Raw genomic sequence first — 16,250 nt, forward strand, 5'->3', positions numbered from 1 at the left:
TGGCGGGAGTTTGTGCGGCCGCAACAATGCAGCAGCCCAAGGAAAGCCCCTAGGCCAACGAAAGGCCCGTCTAAGCCGTTGATTCGATTAGGTTTCCCGCCAGGGCGCCCCCTAGTGTGAAACCCCTAGCCGTTGTCGGCGCGCGACGAGATTACGGCGCAGGAACATGCAATCGCGGCACCGCCGCGAGCAGCGTTTTCGTGAAGCCTTCTCGCGGCTGTCCGAGGACTTCGTCACAGCCACCTCGCTCCACGATCCGCCCCGTCTGCATGACGGCGATCTCGTCGGCGATGTATTCGACCACGCCGATGTTGTGCGTGATGAAGAGATAAGCCAGCCCCTGCTCGCGCTGCAGCTCGCGCAGCAGGTTGAGGATCTGGGCCTGCACCGAGACGTCCAGGGCCGAGGTGGGCTCGTCGCAGACGATGAGGCGGGGCTCGACGGCCAGCGCGCGGGCGATGGCGATGCGCTGGCGCTGGCCGCCCGAGAACTCATGCGGCCAGCGCTGCAGGGCGTCGCGACGCAGGCCGACCTGGTCGACGAGGGCATGCAGGCGCGCCAGGCGCTGGCCCGCATCCAGTTCGGGGCGCAGCGCGATCAACCCCTCCTCCAGCACCTCGGCCACGCGCATGCGCGGATTCAGCGACGCGAAGGGGTCCTGAAAGATGATCTGCACGTGGCGGCGCGCCCGCTGCAGGGCCGCGCCATCCAGCTTGAACAGGTCCTGGCCGTCGAAAAGCGCCTCGCCGGTGATGCGGGCCTGGCGGCGCAGCAGCTGCACGATGGCCTTGCCCGAGGTCGTCTTGCCACAGCCCGATTCCCCCACCAGGGCCAGCGTGCGGCCGGCCTGCAGCTGGAAGCTGATGCCGTCCACGGCGTCGAAGTGACGAGGGCCGCGGTGCAGCAGGGGCGCCTTCAGCATGAAGCGCACGCGCAGGTCATGCACATCCAGCAGCGGCGCGCCCTGCCCTGGCGGCACGGGAGGAAGCGTCCTGACCACGGCGGGCTGGCGCGGCAGCGCTTCGCCGGGCTGGCTGTAGAGCAGGCAGCGCACCTGGTGCTGCGGCCCCTCCTGTGTCAGCTGCGGCGGTGTGCCGGCACAGTGGCCCATGGCCTTGTCGCAGCGTGGCCAGAAGCGGCAGCCAGCGAACTCCAGCCACAGCGGCGGCACCGTGCCGGCAATTGCCGCCAGCGGCTTGTCGCGACGGGCAGCGTCCGGCAGGGCCTGCAGCAGCAGGCGGGCGTAGGGATGTTTGGGCTGGGCGAAAAACGTCGCCGCCGGCGCCACCTCGATGATTTGGCCGGCGTACATCAGCGCCACGCGGTGGGCCATGCCGCTGACGACGGCCAGGTCGTGCGTGATCAGCAGCACGCCGAGCTGGCGCTCGCGCTGCAGGTCACGGATGAGGTCGAGGATCTGCGCCTGGATGGTCACGTCCAGGGCCGTGGTCGGCTCGTCGGCGATCAGGAAGTCGGGCTCGGCGGCCAGCGCGATGGCGATCATCACGCGCTGCTTCTGGCCACCGGAAAGCCGGAAGGGGTAGTCGTCGATGCGACGCTCGGGCTCGGGGATGCCGACGCGCGCCAGCCAGTCGATGGCCTTGGCCCTGGCCACCCCGCCGCGCAACGCCGTGTGTGCCTCGATGGCCTCCACGATCTGGTCGCCGACGCGCATGACCGGGTTCAGGCTGGTCGACGGCTCCTGAAAGATCATCGAGATGCGGGCACCGCGCACCTCGCGCATGCGCCCCTCGGGCAGCGCCAGCAGGTCCTGCCCGTCCAGGCGCACGGTACCGCTGGCGAAGCGGCCGTTCTCGGGCAGCAGGCGCATCAGCGCCAGCGCCGTCACGCTCTTGCCGCAGCCACTCTCGCCGACCAGCGCGAATGTCTCGCCGCGCGACAGGCTCAGCCGCATGCCGGCGATGGCCCTCACGATGCCGGCATCGGCGTCCAGTTCGACCTGCAGGCCATCGATCTCAAGCATGGTCCGCGGCCTTCCTGCGCTGGAAGACGCGCGGCCGGGCCGAGCGCGACTTGGGATCGAAAGCATCGCGCACGCCGTCGGCGAAGAGATTGGCCGCCAGAACCAGGCTCACCATGAAGCCGAAGGCCGCCGCGAAGCTCCACCAGACGACCGGGTCGCGCGACATCTCGGCACGGGCCAGGTTGATCATGCTGCCGAAGCTGTTCATGACCGGATCGACGCCGACGCCGACATAGGTCAGCACTGCCTCGTACAGGATGAGCTCGGAGAAACTCAGCACGACCGTGATCAGCACCAGGTGCATCACATTGGGCACGATGTGGCGGGCCATGATGCGCAGATCGCCGATACCGAAGGCCGTGGCGGCCTGCACGTAGTCCAGCTCCCTCAGCTTCAGCGTCTCCGCGCGCACCAGGCGGCACAGGCCAGCCCAGCCGGTCAGGCCGAGGATGAGGCAGAGCATCAGCATCTTCAGGTCCGAACGCTCCGCGGCCGTCTCGAAGAGTTCAGGGTTCTTGTCGAAGTAGACCTGCACCATCAGCACGCAGGCGGCGATCAGCAGCACGTTGGGCACGGAGCTGAGCGTCGTGTAGGCGTACTGGATGACCTCGTCCACCCAGCCCTTGTAGTAACCCGCCAGCACGCCCAGCGCCAGGGCCAGCGGCAGCGTCGCCAGGGTCGACAGCGCGCCAATGACGAAGGCCGTGCGCACGCTCTTCAACGCCTGCACCAGCACGTCGTTGCCGGTGCGGTCGGTGCCAAAGACATGGTAGTGGGGCATCAGCGCGATGACGGGGCCGGCAAGCAGCAGCACGGCGGCCAGTATCAACAGGACGGCGCGCAGGGGGTAGTACGTGCGATCCGCCGCCAGGTCCGCCAGCGCGTGGCGCCAGCCTCCATGGCCGCGCGCCAGACCTGCCCCCGCCAGCGCAACCGTGGCCATGACGACGACCAGGCCGCCAGCCAGGCCGGCACCGGCACGCGTCACGACATCTGCGGCCCACTGCGTGGGCGGGTCGCTCAGGTGGGCGCCGCCAAACTGCAGCCGCGGGTAGTCGCGGCGCACGTTCCCCTGCGCGTCGACGATGCTTTCCTTGTTGAAGCCCTGCGTACCCAGCGGCAACGAATAGCTGACTTCGCGCATGGCCGTCTGGCGCGCCAGCAGCAGGTCCAGCACGGACAGCGTGCGCGTGTCGTAAACCTGGCCGCCGTCTGCCGCCGGCAATGCGCGTCGCAGATGGATGCTGTCCACCAGCGTCACGAGCATGAACAGCGCCATGACGACGCCGGCGCAGGCGGCGACCGGGTCGCGGAGCACACGCCGCCAGGTGGCGCGCAGATGGACCTGCGCCTTTACACGCCAGGCATAGGCAACAAGCGCGGCCGTCATCAGCCACAGTGCGAGATCGGTCCAGAGCAGCACGGCCTTCATTGCAACCTCACCCGCGGATCGACCCAGGTATAGGCGATGTCGATCAACGCATTGCTGACGATGTAGAGCAGCGCGCCGAGGAAGACCATGGTGCGCACGATGGCGAAGTCCTGCCCCGTGATGGCCTCGATGACGAAGGCGCCCAGGCCCGGGATGCCGAAGAAACTCTCGAACACCAGGCTGCCGAGGAAGACATAGGGCAGATAGCTGCCGGCACTCGTGATGATGGGGATCAGCGCATTGCGCAGCACATGGCGGCCCAGCACCCGGCCCTCGCCGAGACCCTTGGCGCGCGCGGTGCGGACATAGTCCTTGCCCATCTCCTCCAGGAACATCGCGCGGTACAGGCGCGCCTCTCCGCCCAGCCGACTCAGCAGCGACAGCAGGATCGGCAGGGCCAGGAACTTGACCGCGTCCAGCCCCGGTGCGAAGCCGTTCATCGGCACGAGCTTCAGCACGCGGGCGAACAGGAACTGGCCGACGATGATGTAGAACAGGCTGCTGATGGAAAGCATCAGCACGCACAGCACGACGCCCCAGAAGTCGATGCGGCTGTGCCGGAAGAACACCAGCAGCAGCGCGAAGGCCACGCTGACGATGACCTGCAGCAAGAAGAGGGGCAGCGCCAGCTGCAGGCTGACGCCCATGCGCACCTTGATCTCGTGGCCGATGTTGACGGCCTGGCGCGCGTCGCTCTTGCCGAAGTCCAGCGCGAACAGGCTGACCGAGCGCTCCCACAGGATGGTGTGCGTGACGCGCTCCGTGCCGCTGCGGGTCGCGTCGTAGTACAGCGGCTTGTCGTAGCCGCGCTCCGTCTTCCACTTCTCGATCTGCTCCTGCGTGACGCGCTTGCCGCCGATGTTCAGCCGCGCCATGTCGTCGGGCGTGTTGACCGAGAAGAAAAGCAAGAAGGTGAAGAGATTGACGCCCACGAGGATGGCCAGGCCATAGCCCAGGCGGCGCAGCACGAAGCCCAGCATCAGCGCACCCCCACCCGAGCCGTGGCCGTCTCGCGGGCGCGCCAGGCACGCCGCGTCGAGATGCCGATGGCCAGCGCGCCGGCCGCCAGCGCCAGCAGCGGCCACCAGACCGGCCGGTTCCAGGCCGCGATGCTGCGCGCGCGCTCCTCCACGTCCACGCGCAGGTAGCGGGCGCGGTCGCGCACGACGACACCGGGCCTGCCGTTGTGCACCCAGCGCTGGAAGGCCACGCCGGAATAGCTCCAGTAGCCCCAGGCCCAGGGCGAGTCCTGGCGCACGATGTCGTTCATCCGCGCCATCACCTCGGCCTTCTGCGGGCCGTCCTCCAGCGACTGCAGCCTGCGGTAGAGGCGATCGAACTCGGGGTTGACGTAGTTGGCCACGTTCTCGCCCTCGTGCAGGCTCTTGCTGTTGGGGCCGTAGAGCAGGAACAGGAAGTTCTCGGCATCCGGGTAGTCCGCGAACCAGCCCCACCAGAAGATCTGGTGCCTGCCCTTGAGGACTTTTTCCTGGAACTGGTTGAAGTCGGTCGCACGGATGTCGAGCTGGATGCCCAGCTTGGCGAACTGGCGCACCAGCCAGTCGTTCTCGGCCTTGAGCTCGGGGGTGACGACACGCTGGAAGTCGTAGTTCAGCACCAGCGGCTTGCCAGTCTTCGCATCGCGGCCGCCGGGATAGCCGGCTTCCTCCATCAGCCTAAACGCGTCCTCCAGCGGACGACGCACCGGCAGGCCGTTGACGAGGCGGTGCGTGACCGGGTTGTACTCGCCCGGCTGGCCTTCCTTCGAACCGAACACGCCGGGCGGGATGGGCCCGTGGGCCGCGTCGCCGCCCTTGTCGCGGAAGATGCGGCCATAGCCCTCCTCCCAGTCGATGGCGATGGAAATGGCCTGCCGCAGCGCGCGGTTGCGCCTGCGCTGCTCGGGCGTGTCGCCCTGGCCGACCACCGGGTCCAGCCAGTTGAAGCCGAGGTACCAGTTGGTGATGTCGATGTCCATCGGCAACTGGAAGCCGCGCTGCTCGAAGAAGGCGCGCACCTCATCGGAATCGTCGCGGTCCACGGCCAGGTTGACGCCCCAGTCGGCGCGATCCATCTCCGGCAGATCGAGATAGCCCTGCTTGAACAGCTCCTTGATCGGCACCTTCTCCTTGACGTTGATCGCGACGACCTTGTCGACGAAAGGCAGGCGCTTGCCGCAGTCCGCCAGCCGGCCGGCCTCGGCGTCGCCGGGGTTGCCGTCGCAGGGGAAGGTGTCGACCCGGTAGTTCGGGTTGCGGCTCATCACGTGCCGGCGGTCCTGCACGTACTCGGTCATCATGAAGGGGCCACTGCCCACCGGCCACTGATTCCAGGTCAGCGAGTTGGCCGCCATGCCGGGCTGGGCGTAGAAGGCATCTACCTCCCACGGGATGGCCGACGTGAAGGCCGTAGCCAGCCAGTACTGCCATTGCGGGTAGCGGCCCTTCAGGCGGATGCGCAGCAGGTGGTCGTTCACGGCCTCGGCACCGGCCAGCGGCCAGCGGCGCAGGTCCAGGAAGGGCTTGTCGGCCAGGTTCTCGGGCAGACCGGCCAGCTGCTTCGCGCTCTCGCGCTTGAGCAGGCTCATGTAGTCGCTCAGACCCAGCACGTGCTCCGAGAACACTGCCGCCACCGGCGCTTCCACGCGCGGGCTGGCATGGCGCTTGAGCGCGTATACGAAGTCCTCGGCCACGACCTCGCGCGTGTCCAGGTGCTCGAACTCGAAGGGGCTGCGCCTGTCGCCCAGCTCGCCGGGCTTGAGGTGGTGGTAGCGGTAGTGGCCCTGGGCGTCCTTGGCGAAAGCCGGGTGCGGCGCCCACTTCAGGCCCGGGCGGATCTCGACGTCGTAGACGGCCTGGGCGATCTGCTCGTCGGGCGCGTCGTCCGGCAGGCGCCGGCCCTGGGCGTCCAGGAAATAGGGCCTGGCCAGTGCCGAGGCCGCCCGCGGAATCAGCGTGTAGGGGCGCTTGAGCGGGTGATAGCCGTAGGGCGGCTCGGTGATCTCGTAGGTGTAGGTGCTCTCGGGCGCCGTGTAGGAGGAGGTCGGGTCCAGGTAACGCGGCGAACGCTCGGCAAAGGCCATGTAGAGCGTGTTCTCACGCTCGGCCCCGAGCGGGTGGGGGCTGTTATTGCAGCCGGCGACCAGCACGAGCGCCAGCGCGCCCATCCCCTTCGCCACCCCACGCCAGACTGCCGTCACGCCCAAGCTCCCCAACGAAAAGCGCCCCGGCGTCAGGCCGGGGCGATGGCAGGAATCATAGTCGCGCGACTCGTCTATACAACAAGCCTCCCCCGGGAGAGGACGGCGTGGAAAACCCGGGGTGACTTCAGTGATGGTGGTGCTCGTGCCCCTGATGGTCGTGGGCAAGCCGCGCATCCGACTGCCAGCCCAGGATGGCCTCGCGGCCCTGCACGTAAAGCTCCACTTTCGCGCCCACCGGCAGGCAGACCTTGGTGCGCACATGGCCGAAGGGCAGGCCGGTCAGCACCGGCGTCTTCGTCCGCGCGCGCAGCGCAGCCACCGCGTCCTTGAGGCCGTAGCCCCGGTCCAGCGGCGACCTGGCCGCCCCGCTGAAGTCGCCCAGCAGCACGGCCGCCTGCGCATCGATGACGCCGGCCTGATGCAGCTGCAGCAGCATGCGCTCGACGCGGTAGGGATGCTCGTTGACGTCTTCCAGGAACAGGATGCCGCCCTTGACCTTGGGCCAGTGCGGCGTGCCCAGCAGCGAACACAGCACCGTCAGGTTGCCGCCCCACAGGCGCCCGCGCGCCTCCAGGCCGTCAAAATCCGCCCCGGGTGCGCGAAAGCCCACAGCCTCCAGCGCGCCGCTCATGGCTTCCAGGAAGCAGTCGCGCGTGACCTCGTCCACGCCGCCGTCGGCCTCGCTGCGTCCGAAGTCGTCGCACGCCAGAGGGCCGGCCCACATGGCCAGGCCCTTCTTGTGCGCGATCAGGCCGTTCTGCAGCGCCGTCAGGTCGCTGTAGCCCACCCAGCGCGTGCCATGCTCGACGCTGTGGGCGATGCGGCCCCAGTCGATCTGGTCCATCAGGCGCGTGAGGCCATAGCCGCCGCGCGTGGCCAGGGCCACGGAGGGCGCCGCGTCGGCGATGCGGTGCAGGGCCGCCAGTCGCGTCGAGTCGTCGCCGGCAAAGCGCTGGTGCTTGGCGAGCGCGTCGGCGTCGATGCCGACCTCGAAGCCCAGCTGCGCCAGCCGCCTGGCCGCGCGCTTCAGGTTCTCGGCCTTGGCTAGCACGCCGGACGGCGTGAACAACGTGAGAGAGGTCATCAGGATTCGTCCAGGTGAGTGGCCTCGCCAGTCGGGATCAGCCCCTGGCGCTCCGCGCGCCGCGCCCGTGCGGCCTCGCGGCGCTCGGCGAAGAAGTCGCGCAGCAGCTGGGCCGAGGCCTCAGACATCAGCCCGCCCTCGATGCGCGTGTGATGGTTGAGCAGCGGCTGGCCGAACAGGTCGATGACCGAGCCGGCCACGCCGGTCTTGGGGTCGGTCGCCGCGAACACGACGCGCTTGAAGCGGGCATGCATCAGCGCCATCGCGCACATCGCGCACGGCTCCAGCGTCACGAACAGCTCGCACTCCGGCAGCCGGTAGTTCTCCAGCAGCGTGGCTGCATGGCGCAGTGCGACGATCTCGGCATGGGCCGTCGGATCGTGGGTGGTGATCGGGCGGTTGTAGCCGGTGGCGATCACCTGCCCGCCGCGGGTGATGACGGCGCCCACCGGCACTTCGCCAACCAGCCAGGCGTTGTGGGCCTGGTCCAGCGCGAGCCGCATCGCGTACTCGTCGGCAGGTGAGAAGAAAACCTCGGTCATCAGGGCCGGCAGTTTACCCATGGCATGCTTTCGGCAATGCCCACGCTGTCCATCCATCCCCTTGGCGAAGCGGCCCTGTGCTGCGTGCTGCCCGCACCTGTGTCGCTGGAGCAGCAGCAGCGCATCTGGCAGCTCGCCGCCGCGCTGGGCGCGTTGCCAGGCGTGCTCGGCCTGACGCCGGGCATGAACAACCTGACGATCGCCTTCGACCCGCTGCAGACCGAGGCCGAGGCGCTGGAAGCGACCGTTCATGCCCTCGTGGCCAGGCCCGCCGGTCGCCAGCCGCCGGGCAAGCTCGTCGAGATCCCGGTGCGTTACGGCGGCACGGACGGCCCCGACCTCGCCGACGTCGCCGCCCACTGCCGCCTGTCGCCCGAGGAGGTCGTGCGCCGCCACTCGGCGGCCGAGTACGTCGTCTACTTCATCGGCTTCCAGCCCGGCTTCGCCTACCTCGGCGGTCTGGACGAGACGCTGCACACACCGCGCCGCGCCGAGCCGCGCACCGCCGTGCCGGCAGGCAGCGTGGGCATCGGCGGCGCGCAGACCGGCATCTACCCGCTGGCCACGCCGGGCGGCTGGCAACTCATCGGCCACACCGCCCTGCCCCTGTTCGACCCGCAGGCCGAGCCGCCCACGCTGCTGGCGCCCGGCGACCGCGTGCGCTTCGTCGCGGAGGGCTCGTGATCGAGCTGCTGCGCGCTGGCCCGCTGACCACCGTGCAGGACCAGGGCCGTACGGCCTGGCGCGACCGCGGCATCAGCCGTTGCGGTGCGCTGGACGACCTGGCCCTCGTGCATGGCAATCTGCTCGTCGGCAACGACCTGGATGCCGCAGGGCTGGAGTTCACGCTCGGCCCGGCCTCGCTGCGTTTCGAGGCGGGCTGCTGCATCGCCCTCACCGGCACCGATGCCGACGCCACGCTCGACGGCCAGCCGCTGCGCCCGTACTGGCGCCAGCGCGTGCAGGCCGGCCAGACGCTCAGGATCGCCGCGCCACGCGAGCGCATGCGCAGCTATCTGGCGGTCTCCGGCGGCATCGCCACCCCACCGGCCCTGGGCTCGCGCAGCACCGACCTCAAGGCCCACTTCGGCGGGCTGGACGGCCGCGCGCTGCGCGATGGCGACTGCCTGCCGCTTGGCACCGCCACCCCGCCCGCCCGGCGCCTGGGCATTCGTCCGCCCGACTGGGAGGCGAGCGTGCGCGTGCTGGCCGGCCCGGAGCATGGGGACTTCTCCGTGGCCGCACGCGAAGCCTTCTGGTCGACCTCCTGGCGGCTCACGCCGCAGAGCAACCGCATGGGCTACCGCTTCTCCGGCCCGGCGCTGAAGCGCGTGCGCGGCGGCGAGCTGGCCTCGCACGGCGTGCTGCCGGGTGTCGTCCAGGTGCCGCCGTCGGGCCAGCCCATCGTGCTGCTGGCCGATGCGCAGACGACCGGCGGCTACCCCAAGATCGGCGTCGTCATCCGCGCCGACCTGTGGAAGCTGGCCCAGCTGCGCCTGGGCGGCACGCTGCGCTTCACGCCCTGCAGCCGGGACGAGGCCATCGCCGCGCTGCGCCAGCGCGAGGCCGCGCTCGATCAACTGAGGACTGCCCTATGCATGTCGACCTGAACGCCGACCTCGGCGAAGGCGCGCCCGACGACGCCGAGCTGCTGGCCCTGGTCAGCTCCGCCAACATCGCCTGCGGCTGGCACGCAGGCAACGCGCGGCTGATGCAGGCCACCGTGGTGGCGGCCCTCGCCCGGGGCGTGGCCATCGGCGCGCATCCCAGCTACCCAGACCGCGAGAACTTCGGCCGCAACGAGATGCAGCTCGCGCCGCACGAGGTGCGCGCCGACCTGATCTACCAGGTCGGCGCGCTGGACGCGTTGGTGCGCGCAGCTGGCGGCGAGCTGCACCACGTCAAGCCCCACGGCGCGCTCTACAACCAGGCTGCGCGCGACCCGGTGCTGGCCGATGCCGTGGCCGATGCCGTGCTGGCGGTGAACCCGAGCCTGGCACTGTACGGCCTGGCCGGCAGCGAGCTGCTGCGCTCCGCCGAGCGCGCCGGCCTGCGCGCCGTGGCCGAGGTGTTTGCCGACCGCGGCTACCGCGCCGACGGCAGCCTGGTGCCGCGCAGCCAGCCCGGCGCGCTGATCCACGACACCGACGAGGCCGTCGCCCGCACGCTGCGCATGGTGCGCGAGGGCGTCGTGCAGGCGGTCACCGGCGAGACCGTGCCCCTGCAGGCCCAGACCATCTGCCTGCACGGCGACGGGCCGCACGCCCTTGCCTTCGCCCGCGCCGTGCACGAAGCACTCCTTCAAGCCGGCGTGCGACTGCGCGCCTGAAAGCCCTCATGCCCACCGACGTCTCCCTCTGGCCTCTGATCGGCGTCGCCGTCGTCATCGTCGGCTTCGTGCTGCGCTTCAACCCCGTGCTCGTCGTCACGGTTGCCGGCATCGCCACGGGCCTCGCCGCCAAGCTGCCGCCGGACCTCATCCTCGCCAAGCTGGGCACCGGCTTCGTGAAGACGCGCAACCTGCCGCTCACACTCCTGCTGCCGCTGCCCGTCATCGGCCTGCTGGAGCGCCACGGCCTGCGCGAGCGGGCGCAGGCGTGGATCGCCGGCATCCGCTCCGCCACGGCGGGTCGGCTGCTGGTGGTCTACCTTTTCATCCGCGAGAGCGCAGCAGCCATGGGCCTGACGCTGCTGGGCGGCCACGCGCCCATGGTGCGGCCGCTGGTGGCACCGATGACCGAGGCCGCGGCCGAGAACACCCACGGCCCGCTGCCGCAGGCGGTACGCGACCGCCTCAAGGCCATGGCCTCGGCGACCGACAACGTGGGCCTGTTCTTCGGTGAGGACATCTTCGTCGCCTTCGGCTCAATCGTGCTGATGCAGACCTTCCTGGCCGAGAACGGCATCGTCACCGATCCGCTGCACATCGCGCTGTGGGGCATCCCGACGGCGGTGGCGGCCTTCGTCATCCACGCGGCGCGGCTGATCCGGCTGGACCACCAACTGCCGCGGCTCATCGCCAGCGCCCGCAGCGAGGAGGAAGGCCGGTGACTACGCTGCTCAAGCTCGACCATCTCTTCCTGCTGACCGGCCTGTCGCTGCTCGTCGTCGCCGGCCTCACCTGGCGCGACCGCAGCAACGCGAGGCGCTGGAGCAGCGGCCTGTTCTGGGCGCTGTGGGCCGTCATCTACCTGGCCGGCGACCTGCTGCCGCCCGTCATCAACGGCCTCATCGTGCTGATGCTCGCCGCGCTGGGCGGCCTCGGCGGTGTGTCGCTGGGCAGGCACGGCACCCGCGAGCCCGCCGAGCGCCAGGCCAGCGCGGCGCGGCACGGCAACCGGCTCTTCCTGCCCATCCTCGCCATCTCGGTGATCGCGCTCGTCGGCAGCCTGACGCTGAAGGACGTGGGCTTGGCCGGCTGGACGCTGATCGAGCCCAAGAGCCTGACGCTGGTCTGCGTCGGCCTCGGCGCCCTCGTCGGCCTCGGCGCGGCGCTGTGGATGACGCAGGAGCGCCCCATGCAGGCCCTGCGCGAATCGCGCCGCCTGCTGGAGACGATGGGCCCAGCCGTCATCCTGCCGCAGATGCTGGCCACGCTCGGCCTGCTGTTCACCGACGCCGGCGTGGGCAAGGCGGTGGCCGCCGTCGCGACCCACACGCTGCCGGTCGACAACGCCTGGCTGGCCGTGGCGGCCTATGGCCTGGGCATGGCGCTGTTCACCATGGTCATGGGCAATGCCTTCGCGGCCTTCCCGGTGATGACGGCCGGCATCGGCATCCCAATCCTGCTGGGCCTGCACCACGGCAACCCGGCGGTGATGGCCGCCATCGGCATGTTCTGCGGCTACTGCGGCACGCTGATGACGCCCATGGCGGCCAACTTCAACATCATCCCGGCGGCGCTGCTGGAGCTGAAGGACAGGAACGCCGTCATCCGCGCACAGTGGCCCACGGCGCTGCTGCTGCTGGGCGTCAACATCGTGCTGCTGAAGTTCTTGATGTTCTGATGCAGGACGAACTGTTCGGCGGCCCGCCGGAAAAGCGGCCGCGCGGCGTGCAGCCGGTGCCGCCCACCGCAGAAGACCAGGCCCTGGCCGCAGCGCTGTCGCCACACGTCCGCCTCGGCACCTCGACCTGGAGCTACCCCGGCTGGCAGGGCCTGGTCTGGGCCGGGCGGCACAGCGAGTCCACGCTGTCAAAGACCGGCCTGCCGGCCTATGCCGCCCATCCACTGCTGCGCGCCGTGGGCATCGACCGCGGCTTCTACCGGCCGCTGGCGGCGAGTGAGTTCCAACGCCATGCCGAGCAGGTGCCAGCGGGCTTCCGCTTCACGGTGAAAGCCCCCAGCCTCGTGACCGACGCGCTGCTGCGCAGCGAGGACGGCCGCGGCCAGCAGCCCAACCCGCTGTTCCTCGACTCCACGACGGCGCTGCAAGATTTCATCGAACCGGCCTGCGAAGGCCTGGGCGCGACCATCGGCGCCCTGGTCTTCCAGCTCAGCCCCCTGCCCGCCCAGCGGCTGGCGCGCATGAACGAGCAGTTCGACCTGCTGCACGCGCTGCTGCTGGCCTTGCCGAAACCGCCGGCCGGCGTCATTGCCGTGGAAGTGCGCGACACCGCCTGGCTGACGCCCGACCTCGTCGCCCTGCTACGCGATGCCGGCGCGCGTTACTGCCTGGGCCTGCACCCAAAGCTGCCACGGCTGCAGGAGCAACTGCCGCTGCTGCGCGCGCTGTGGCCGGGGCCGCTGGTGGTGCGCTGGAACCTGAACCGCATGCACGGTGCCTACGGGTACGAGGACGCGGAGAAGAAATACGGCGAGTTCGACGCGATGCTGGACCCCGACTCCGAAACCCGCGCAGAACTGGCCCGCGTCATACGCGGCACGGCCGGCGCGGGGCAGGACGTGTTCGTCACCATCTCCAACAAGGCCGAGGGCTCGGCGCCGCTGAGCGTGCGGGCGCTGGCCCAGGCCGTCGTCGAAGGCTAGCCCTGCAACGGCCAGCGGCCGATGACCTCGTGCCGCGTCTGGCCCTGCGGGCTCCTCACCAGCACGAAGTCGCTGGCGATCCAGCCCGGCAGGTCCAGGGCCCAGGCCGGCGCGGGGCGCTTGTCATAGCGCAGCGTCAGGTGCGGCTCGTAGTCACGCCCGGGTGCGGCCATGCCCTGAGCGACCAGACGCTTGACCAGCGCGTTGCGCAGCTCGCGCACCGCCTCCAGGCCCTGGCCGCCGGTCAGCACGAAGGGATGGCGGGTGGCGTGCTCGGCGCCCCAGCTCTCGAAGCGATCGAAGCCCAGGTCGAAGGCGGGCCGGACCAACTCCGACGCGGCACGGCCGGCAGCGGCGACGACGCGCTCGTCCGGCTCGCCCTCGGAATAGCCGAAGTAGTGCAGTGTGATGTGGAAGATGCGGCTGGGCCGCAGCCGGGCCTGCAGACCGCGGGCCTCGTGCTCGGCGGTGACGACGCGGGCGATGCGCTCGGCCGTGGCTTCATCCGGCCGCAGCGCGAAGAAGAGCTTGTGGCCAGGCACGGCCTCACTGCGTGGCGGAGGCGGCGGCCTCGGCCGCCCGCCGGGCCGCTTCGTCGATGCTGCTCTGCACCTGCTGGCCCACGGCCTTTGGAGCCGGCAGGGCCGCACTGGCCGCGGGCGAGCCGGGTTCGGCCGGCTTCAGCGCCGTGGCCTGCTTCTTGGCCAGCGACAGCACGATGGCAGCGACGATGACGAGGGCGAGAAGGCTGAAGGCGGCGCGCATGAGGGACTCCGTTGCAGGCCGGTCAGCTTAACGCGCCGCCGAGGGCTCACTCCCAGTCGATGATCAACAGGCGCCACAAAGCGTTGATCCGTCAAGACATTCGCAGCACAACAGACCGCAATGCCATCGCCAATGCCATGGCGCATCAATGCTGAAACTGTTGCGCGATGAGTCTGGCGAGCCCGCTCCCATTTCGGGTCGCCAGGAGGCTGCTTCGCAGCGGCTGCCGTCGTCCGCACACTGAAGCCAAGCTCACGCTCAAGAACCCGAAGCCGTCATCGGCTCACCGGTCGGCGTGCTTTCAGCGAGGACTGCCTTCGAAGGTGAACAGCCGCTCAGACAGTGGGGTCGCCAAGGGTCCCGTTGGCTCGTGGTGGACAGCTGCTGCTGACAGCCTCGAACTGTTGCTATGACCTTGAGCGGCCTGTCGACGATCACGAGTGGCTTGCCCCATAGCTTTCGTTCAACGTCCAAGTTGACCACGAGCGGCGCTGGGGGGGCAGGTTAATTCACGGCAGTCCTGCCGTGGCCTGCGGGCAGCTGTGGCAGGCGCCAGTAAGGCGACTCGAAGGTCACATCCACCGCGGGGCATTCACCCTTGGAGTAGAGCTGAAGGCTGCGAACCTGCCGTCCATGTGAGGCGAAAATCCGTCGCAGCTCGGCTTCGCTGGGCAGGTTGAATCCGGGTTGGGTGTACAGCATGATCCGCGCCGCCTCGCGGTGGCCGGCGAGCGCCACCCAGTCCACCTGGGTCGCCTGCACCAGCAGTTCGGCGCTTTGCAGATGCGGCCAGTGCGCAAGGGCGGCAAAGCTGTCGAACGGGGCCGGCACGCCGAGCACGAAGATCCAGTGCAGCGCCTTCAGGCCCTCGACGCCCTGCAGCGTCGTGAGCTTGGGACCTTTAAACACCTCCAGCACCTCGAGGCGGTCCGCACTGCTAAGGGCGGAGATGTCGCTCAAGCTGCGGCAGTTCACCAAGCTCAAGGTGTGCAACTGGCGCCAGCCCTCGATGCCGGCTAGGTTGGTCAGAGGCGCGCCCCGCATTTGCAGGGACTCAAGTTGGTCGCACGCCGCCAGCAGGTTGAGGCTCTTGAGCTTGCGTGGCCGGTAGAGCCTCAATCGCTTCAGGCCCGGGTTCTGCAGGAGTTGCGGCGACAGGCTCTCAGCATCGAGGCAGGAGAAGGTCTTCAACTTGGGCAGCTGGCGGTAGTCCCCATGCACCGTCGGTGCCGTGGGCAGGTAGACCTCCTCCAATTCGCTCAGCAGCGGCAGATCGGCGAGCGAGAGCTCTTCCGACGGACTCTTCAGCTTCGTGATCTGGTGCGCGTAAGGCGTGAGCACCCGTAGGCTGGGGAAGCCATGGCTGGGACTGACGCAGTCGACCGCATGCTCGACCAGGGCCGCCTCGGTCGCGGCGGTCCAGCGGTACATCGTCAATTCCACGCTCCCGTCGAAAGGGCTAACCGAAAGACAGTAGTCGTCATTGAGTGCCAGCAGGTCCGGGGCCGGCCAGCGCCAGCCGAACTCGCCGTCATGCGTCTCGCCCAGCGCGTGCATGGCCGCCACCCACTCGGATAACGCCCCCTCTTCCATCGTCAGCGGTGCCGAACGGGCTGAGGCGACCCAGGTTTCATGCTCCAAACGGAGACTGCTCCAGGAGGCGAGGTGGCCGGTGGCGGGCTTGGCTTCGGCATGGTGGCCCAGCCGGTTCAGCGCCGCCGCCAACTGCTCGGCCTTGCGCTGCTCGTTGGTGGCGAAGCCGAATTGAACGGATTGGGGCTGGGCCGCCTGGCGGTGGGCACGCAGGATACGCAGCTGCGTTTCGATCACGCCCGGCCCTTTGGCCAGGCTGCGCGCACGTCGCTCGTCGGTGAGAAAGACGGTCATGAGTCCAGCTCCTCCTGAAATGATCTTGAGCGCCGCATGCTAATGACCTTGCGGGCCGGCCCTTGCCTTGCGCGCGCCCCCCCAGAGAGCCCGCTGCGCTTCGTCAACCTGCGCCTCAAAACGGCCGCTGCAGCCCCCCCGACGCCGGCCTCGCACCGCTTGCTCGAAAGCGCGTACCCGTCAAGTCATGGACACGAGCCGCCCAGACAAAGTGCAGCGCATCCACAAGACATCGTTCACGCCTGCGGTCCGCTTTCAGCCTAGATCGGAGGTCGGCGTTGCAGCGGTGGACTAAACCGCTCGCGCGGTAGCCGCTCCGGCACCACCATGATTGCTCGTAGGGTTTCTGGCTCTGCCAAGTTGG

The 16,250-nt window shown here is 69.4% G+C and carries 15 protein-coding genes; 6 read left to right on the top strand and 9 right to left on the bottom strand.

The features are described 5' to 3' along the window. Positions 1-151: 151 nt before the first annotated feature. From AC07VX_RS25445 to tadA, 6 genes are all read right to left on the bottom strand, one after another. Entirely contained in the window at positions 152-1,984 is a 1,833-nt protein-coding gene (locus AC07VX_RS25445; protein WP_493167613.1) for an ABC transporter ATP-binding protein, read from the bottom strand. Next, a complete protein-coding gene (locus AC07VX_RS25450; protein ID WP_493167612.1) occupies positions 1,977-3,416 on the bottom strand; it encodes an ABC transporter permease in 1,440 nt (479 codons plus the stop codon). The genes AC07VX_RS25445 and AC07VX_RS25450 overlap by 8 nt, the downstream gene beginning before the upstream one ends. Further along, positions 3,413-4,396, bottom strand: coding sequence for an ABC transporter permease (locus AC07VX_RS25455; RefSeq protein WP_493167611.1), 984 nt, complete (start codon positions 4,394-4,396; stop codon positions 3,413-3,415). The genes AC07VX_RS25450 and AC07VX_RS25455 overlap by 4 nt, the downstream gene beginning before the upstream one ends. Next, positions 4,396-6,582, bottom strand: coding sequence for an ABC transporter substrate-binding protein (locus tag AC07VX_RS25460; RefSeq protein ID WP_493167669.1), 2,187 nt, complete (start codon positions 6,580-6,582; stop codon positions 4,396-4,398). The genes AC07VX_RS25455 and AC07VX_RS25460 overlap by 1 nt, the downstream gene beginning before the upstream one ends. 160 nt (positions 6,583-6,742) lie before the next feature. Next, positions 6,743-7,702, bottom strand: coding sequence for an LD-carboxypeptidase (locus AC07VX_RS25465; protein WP_493167610.1), 960 nt, complete (start codon positions 7,700-7,702; stop codon positions 6,743-6,745). After that, the gene (gene tadA / locus AC07VX_RS25470) at positions 7,702-8,244 is read right to left on the bottom strand and encodes a tRNA adenosine(34) deaminase TadA (protein ID WP_493167609.1); all 543 of its coding nucleotides are present in this window, start codon (positions 8,242-8,244) and stop codon (positions 7,702-7,704) included. The genes AC07VX_RS25465 and tadA overlap by 1 nt, the downstream gene beginning before the upstream one ends. Positions 8,245-8,280: 36 nt before the next feature. On the opposite strand from tadA, the gene pxpB reads away from it, so the two are divergent. Genes pxpB through AC07VX_RS25500 form a run of 6 tightly spaced genes read left to right on the top strand, consistent with a single transcriptional unit; the run spans position 8,281 to position 13,234 of the window. Next, positions 8,281-8,928, top strand: a complete 648-nt coding sequence (gene pxpB / locus AC07VX_RS25475; protein WP_493167608.1) for a 5-oxoprolinase subunit PxpB — start codon at positions 8,281-8,283, stop codon at positions 8,926-8,928. Further along, a complete protein-coding gene (locus AC07VX_RS25480; RefSeq protein WP_493167607.1) occupies positions 8,925-9,854 on the top strand; it encodes a 5-oxoprolinase subunit C family protein in 930 nt (309 codons plus the stop codon). The genes pxpB and AC07VX_RS25480 overlap by 4 nt, the downstream gene beginning before the upstream one ends. After that, a complete protein-coding gene (gene pxpA, locus AC07VX_RS25485; RefSeq protein ID WP_493167606.1) occupies positions 9,839-10,573 on the top strand; it encodes a 5-oxoprolinase subunit PxpA in 735 nt (244 codons plus the stop codon). The genes AC07VX_RS25480 and pxpA overlap by 16 nt, the downstream gene beginning before the upstream one ends. 8 nt (positions 10,574-10,581) lie before the next feature. Further along, positions 10,582-11,295: a DUF969 domain-containing protein gene (locus tag AC07VX_RS25490; protein WP_493167605.1), complete on the top strand. Its 714-nt coding sequence runs from the start codon at positions 10,582-10,584 to the stop codon at positions 11,293-11,295. Beyond that, positions 11,292-12,251 carry a DUF979 domain-containing protein gene (locus tag AC07VX_RS25495; RefSeq protein ID WP_493167604.1) on the top strand — a complete coding sequence of 320 codons (960 nt, stop codon included), beginning with the start codon at positions 11,292-11,294 and terminating at the stop codon, positions 12,249-12,251. Before AC07VX_RS25490 ends, AC07VX_RS25495 begins: the two co-directional genes overlap by 4 nt. Continuing rightward, a complete protein-coding gene (locus tag AC07VX_RS25500) occupies positions 12,251-13,234 on the top strand; it encodes a DUF72 domain-containing protein (RefSeq protein WP_493167603.1) in 984 nt (327 codons plus the stop codon). Before AC07VX_RS25495 ends, AC07VX_RS25500 begins: the two co-directional genes overlap by 1 nt. On the opposite strand, the gene AC07VX_RS25505 is transcribed toward AC07VX_RS25500, so the two are convergent. The 3 genes from AC07VX_RS25505 to AC07VX_RS25515 form a co-directional block, all read right to left on the bottom strand. Then, positions 13,231-13,776, bottom strand: a complete 546-nt coding sequence (locus AC07VX_RS25505; RefSeq protein WP_493167602.1) for a 2'-5' RNA ligase family protein — start codon at positions 13,774-13,776, stop codon at positions 13,231-13,233. The genes AC07VX_RS25500 and AC07VX_RS25505 overlap by 4 nt on opposite strands. 4 nt (positions 13,777-13,780) lie before the next feature. Continuing rightward, positions 13,781-13,999 carry a hypothetical protein gene (locus AC07VX_RS25510; RefSeq protein ID WP_493167601.1) on the bottom strand — a complete coding sequence of 73 codons (219 nt, stop codon included), beginning with the start codon at positions 13,997-13,999 and terminating at the stop codon, positions 13,781-13,783. A 504-nt stretch (positions 14,000-14,503) separates the two neighbouring features. Next, positions 14,504-15,886, bottom strand: a complete 1,383-nt coding sequence (locus tag AC07VX_RS25515; protein ID WP_493167600.1) for a leucine-rich repeat domain-containing protein — start codon at positions 15,884-15,886, stop codon at positions 14,504-14,506. Positions 15,887-16,250: the final 364 nt, after the last annotated feature.

The organism is Roseateles sp. GW821-FHT03B02 (assembly GCF_059421025.1).

What these genes read in the sequence shown, in the direction of transcription:
- AC07VX_RS25490 (WP_493167605.1), top strand. Translation starts at nt 10,582, where the DNA reads ATGCCCACCGACGTCTCCCTCTGGCCTCTGATCGGCGTCGCCGTCGTC.
- pxpA (WP_493167606.1), top strand. Translation starts at nt 9,839, where the DNA reads ATGCATGTCGACCTGAACGCCGACCTCGGCGAAGGCGCGCCCGACGAC.
- AC07VX_RS25515 (WP_493167600.1), bottom strand. Translation starts at nt 15,886, where the DNA reads ATGACCGTCTTTCTCACCGACGAGCGACGTGCGCGCAGCCTGGCCAAA.
- AC07VX_RS25460 (WP_493167669.1), bottom strand. Translation starts at nt 6,582, where the DNA reads ATGGGCGCGCTGGCGCTCGTGCTGGTCGCCGGCTGCAATAACAGCCCC.
- pxpB (WP_493167608.1), top strand. Translation starts at nt 8,281, where the DNA reads ATGCCCACGCTGTCCATCCATCCCCTTGGCGAAGCGGCCCTGTGCTGC.
- tadA (WP_493167609.1), bottom strand. Translation starts at nt 8,244, where the DNA reads ATGACCGAGGTTTTCTTCTCACCTGCCGACGAGTACGCGATGCGGCTC.
- AC07VX_RS25500 (WP_493167603.1), top strand. Translation starts at nt 12,251, where the DNA reads ATGCAGGACGAACTGTTCGGCGGCCCGCCGGAAAAGCGGCCGCGCGGC.
- AC07VX_RS25450 (WP_493167612.1), bottom strand. Translation starts at nt 3,416, where the DNA reads ATGAAGGCCGTGCTGCTCTGGACCGATCTCGCACTGTGGCTGATGACG.
- AC07VX_RS25465 (WP_493167610.1), bottom strand. Translation starts at nt 7,702, where the DNA reads ATGACCTCTCTCACGTTGTTCACGCCGTCCGGCGTGCTAGCCAAGGCC.
- AC07VX_RS25510 (WP_493167601.1), bottom strand. Translation starts at nt 13,999, where the DNA reads ATGCGCGCCGCCTTCAGCCTTCTCGCCCTCGTCATCGTCGCTGCCATC.
- AC07VX_RS25445 (WP_493167613.1), bottom strand. Translation starts at nt 1,984, where the DNA reads ATGCTTGAGATCGATGGCCTGCAGGTCGAACTGGACGCCGATGCCGGC.
- AC07VX_RS25455 (WP_493167611.1), bottom strand. Translation starts at nt 4,396, where the DNA reads ATGCTGGGCTTCGTGCTGCGCCGCCTGGGCTATGGCCTGGCCATCCTC.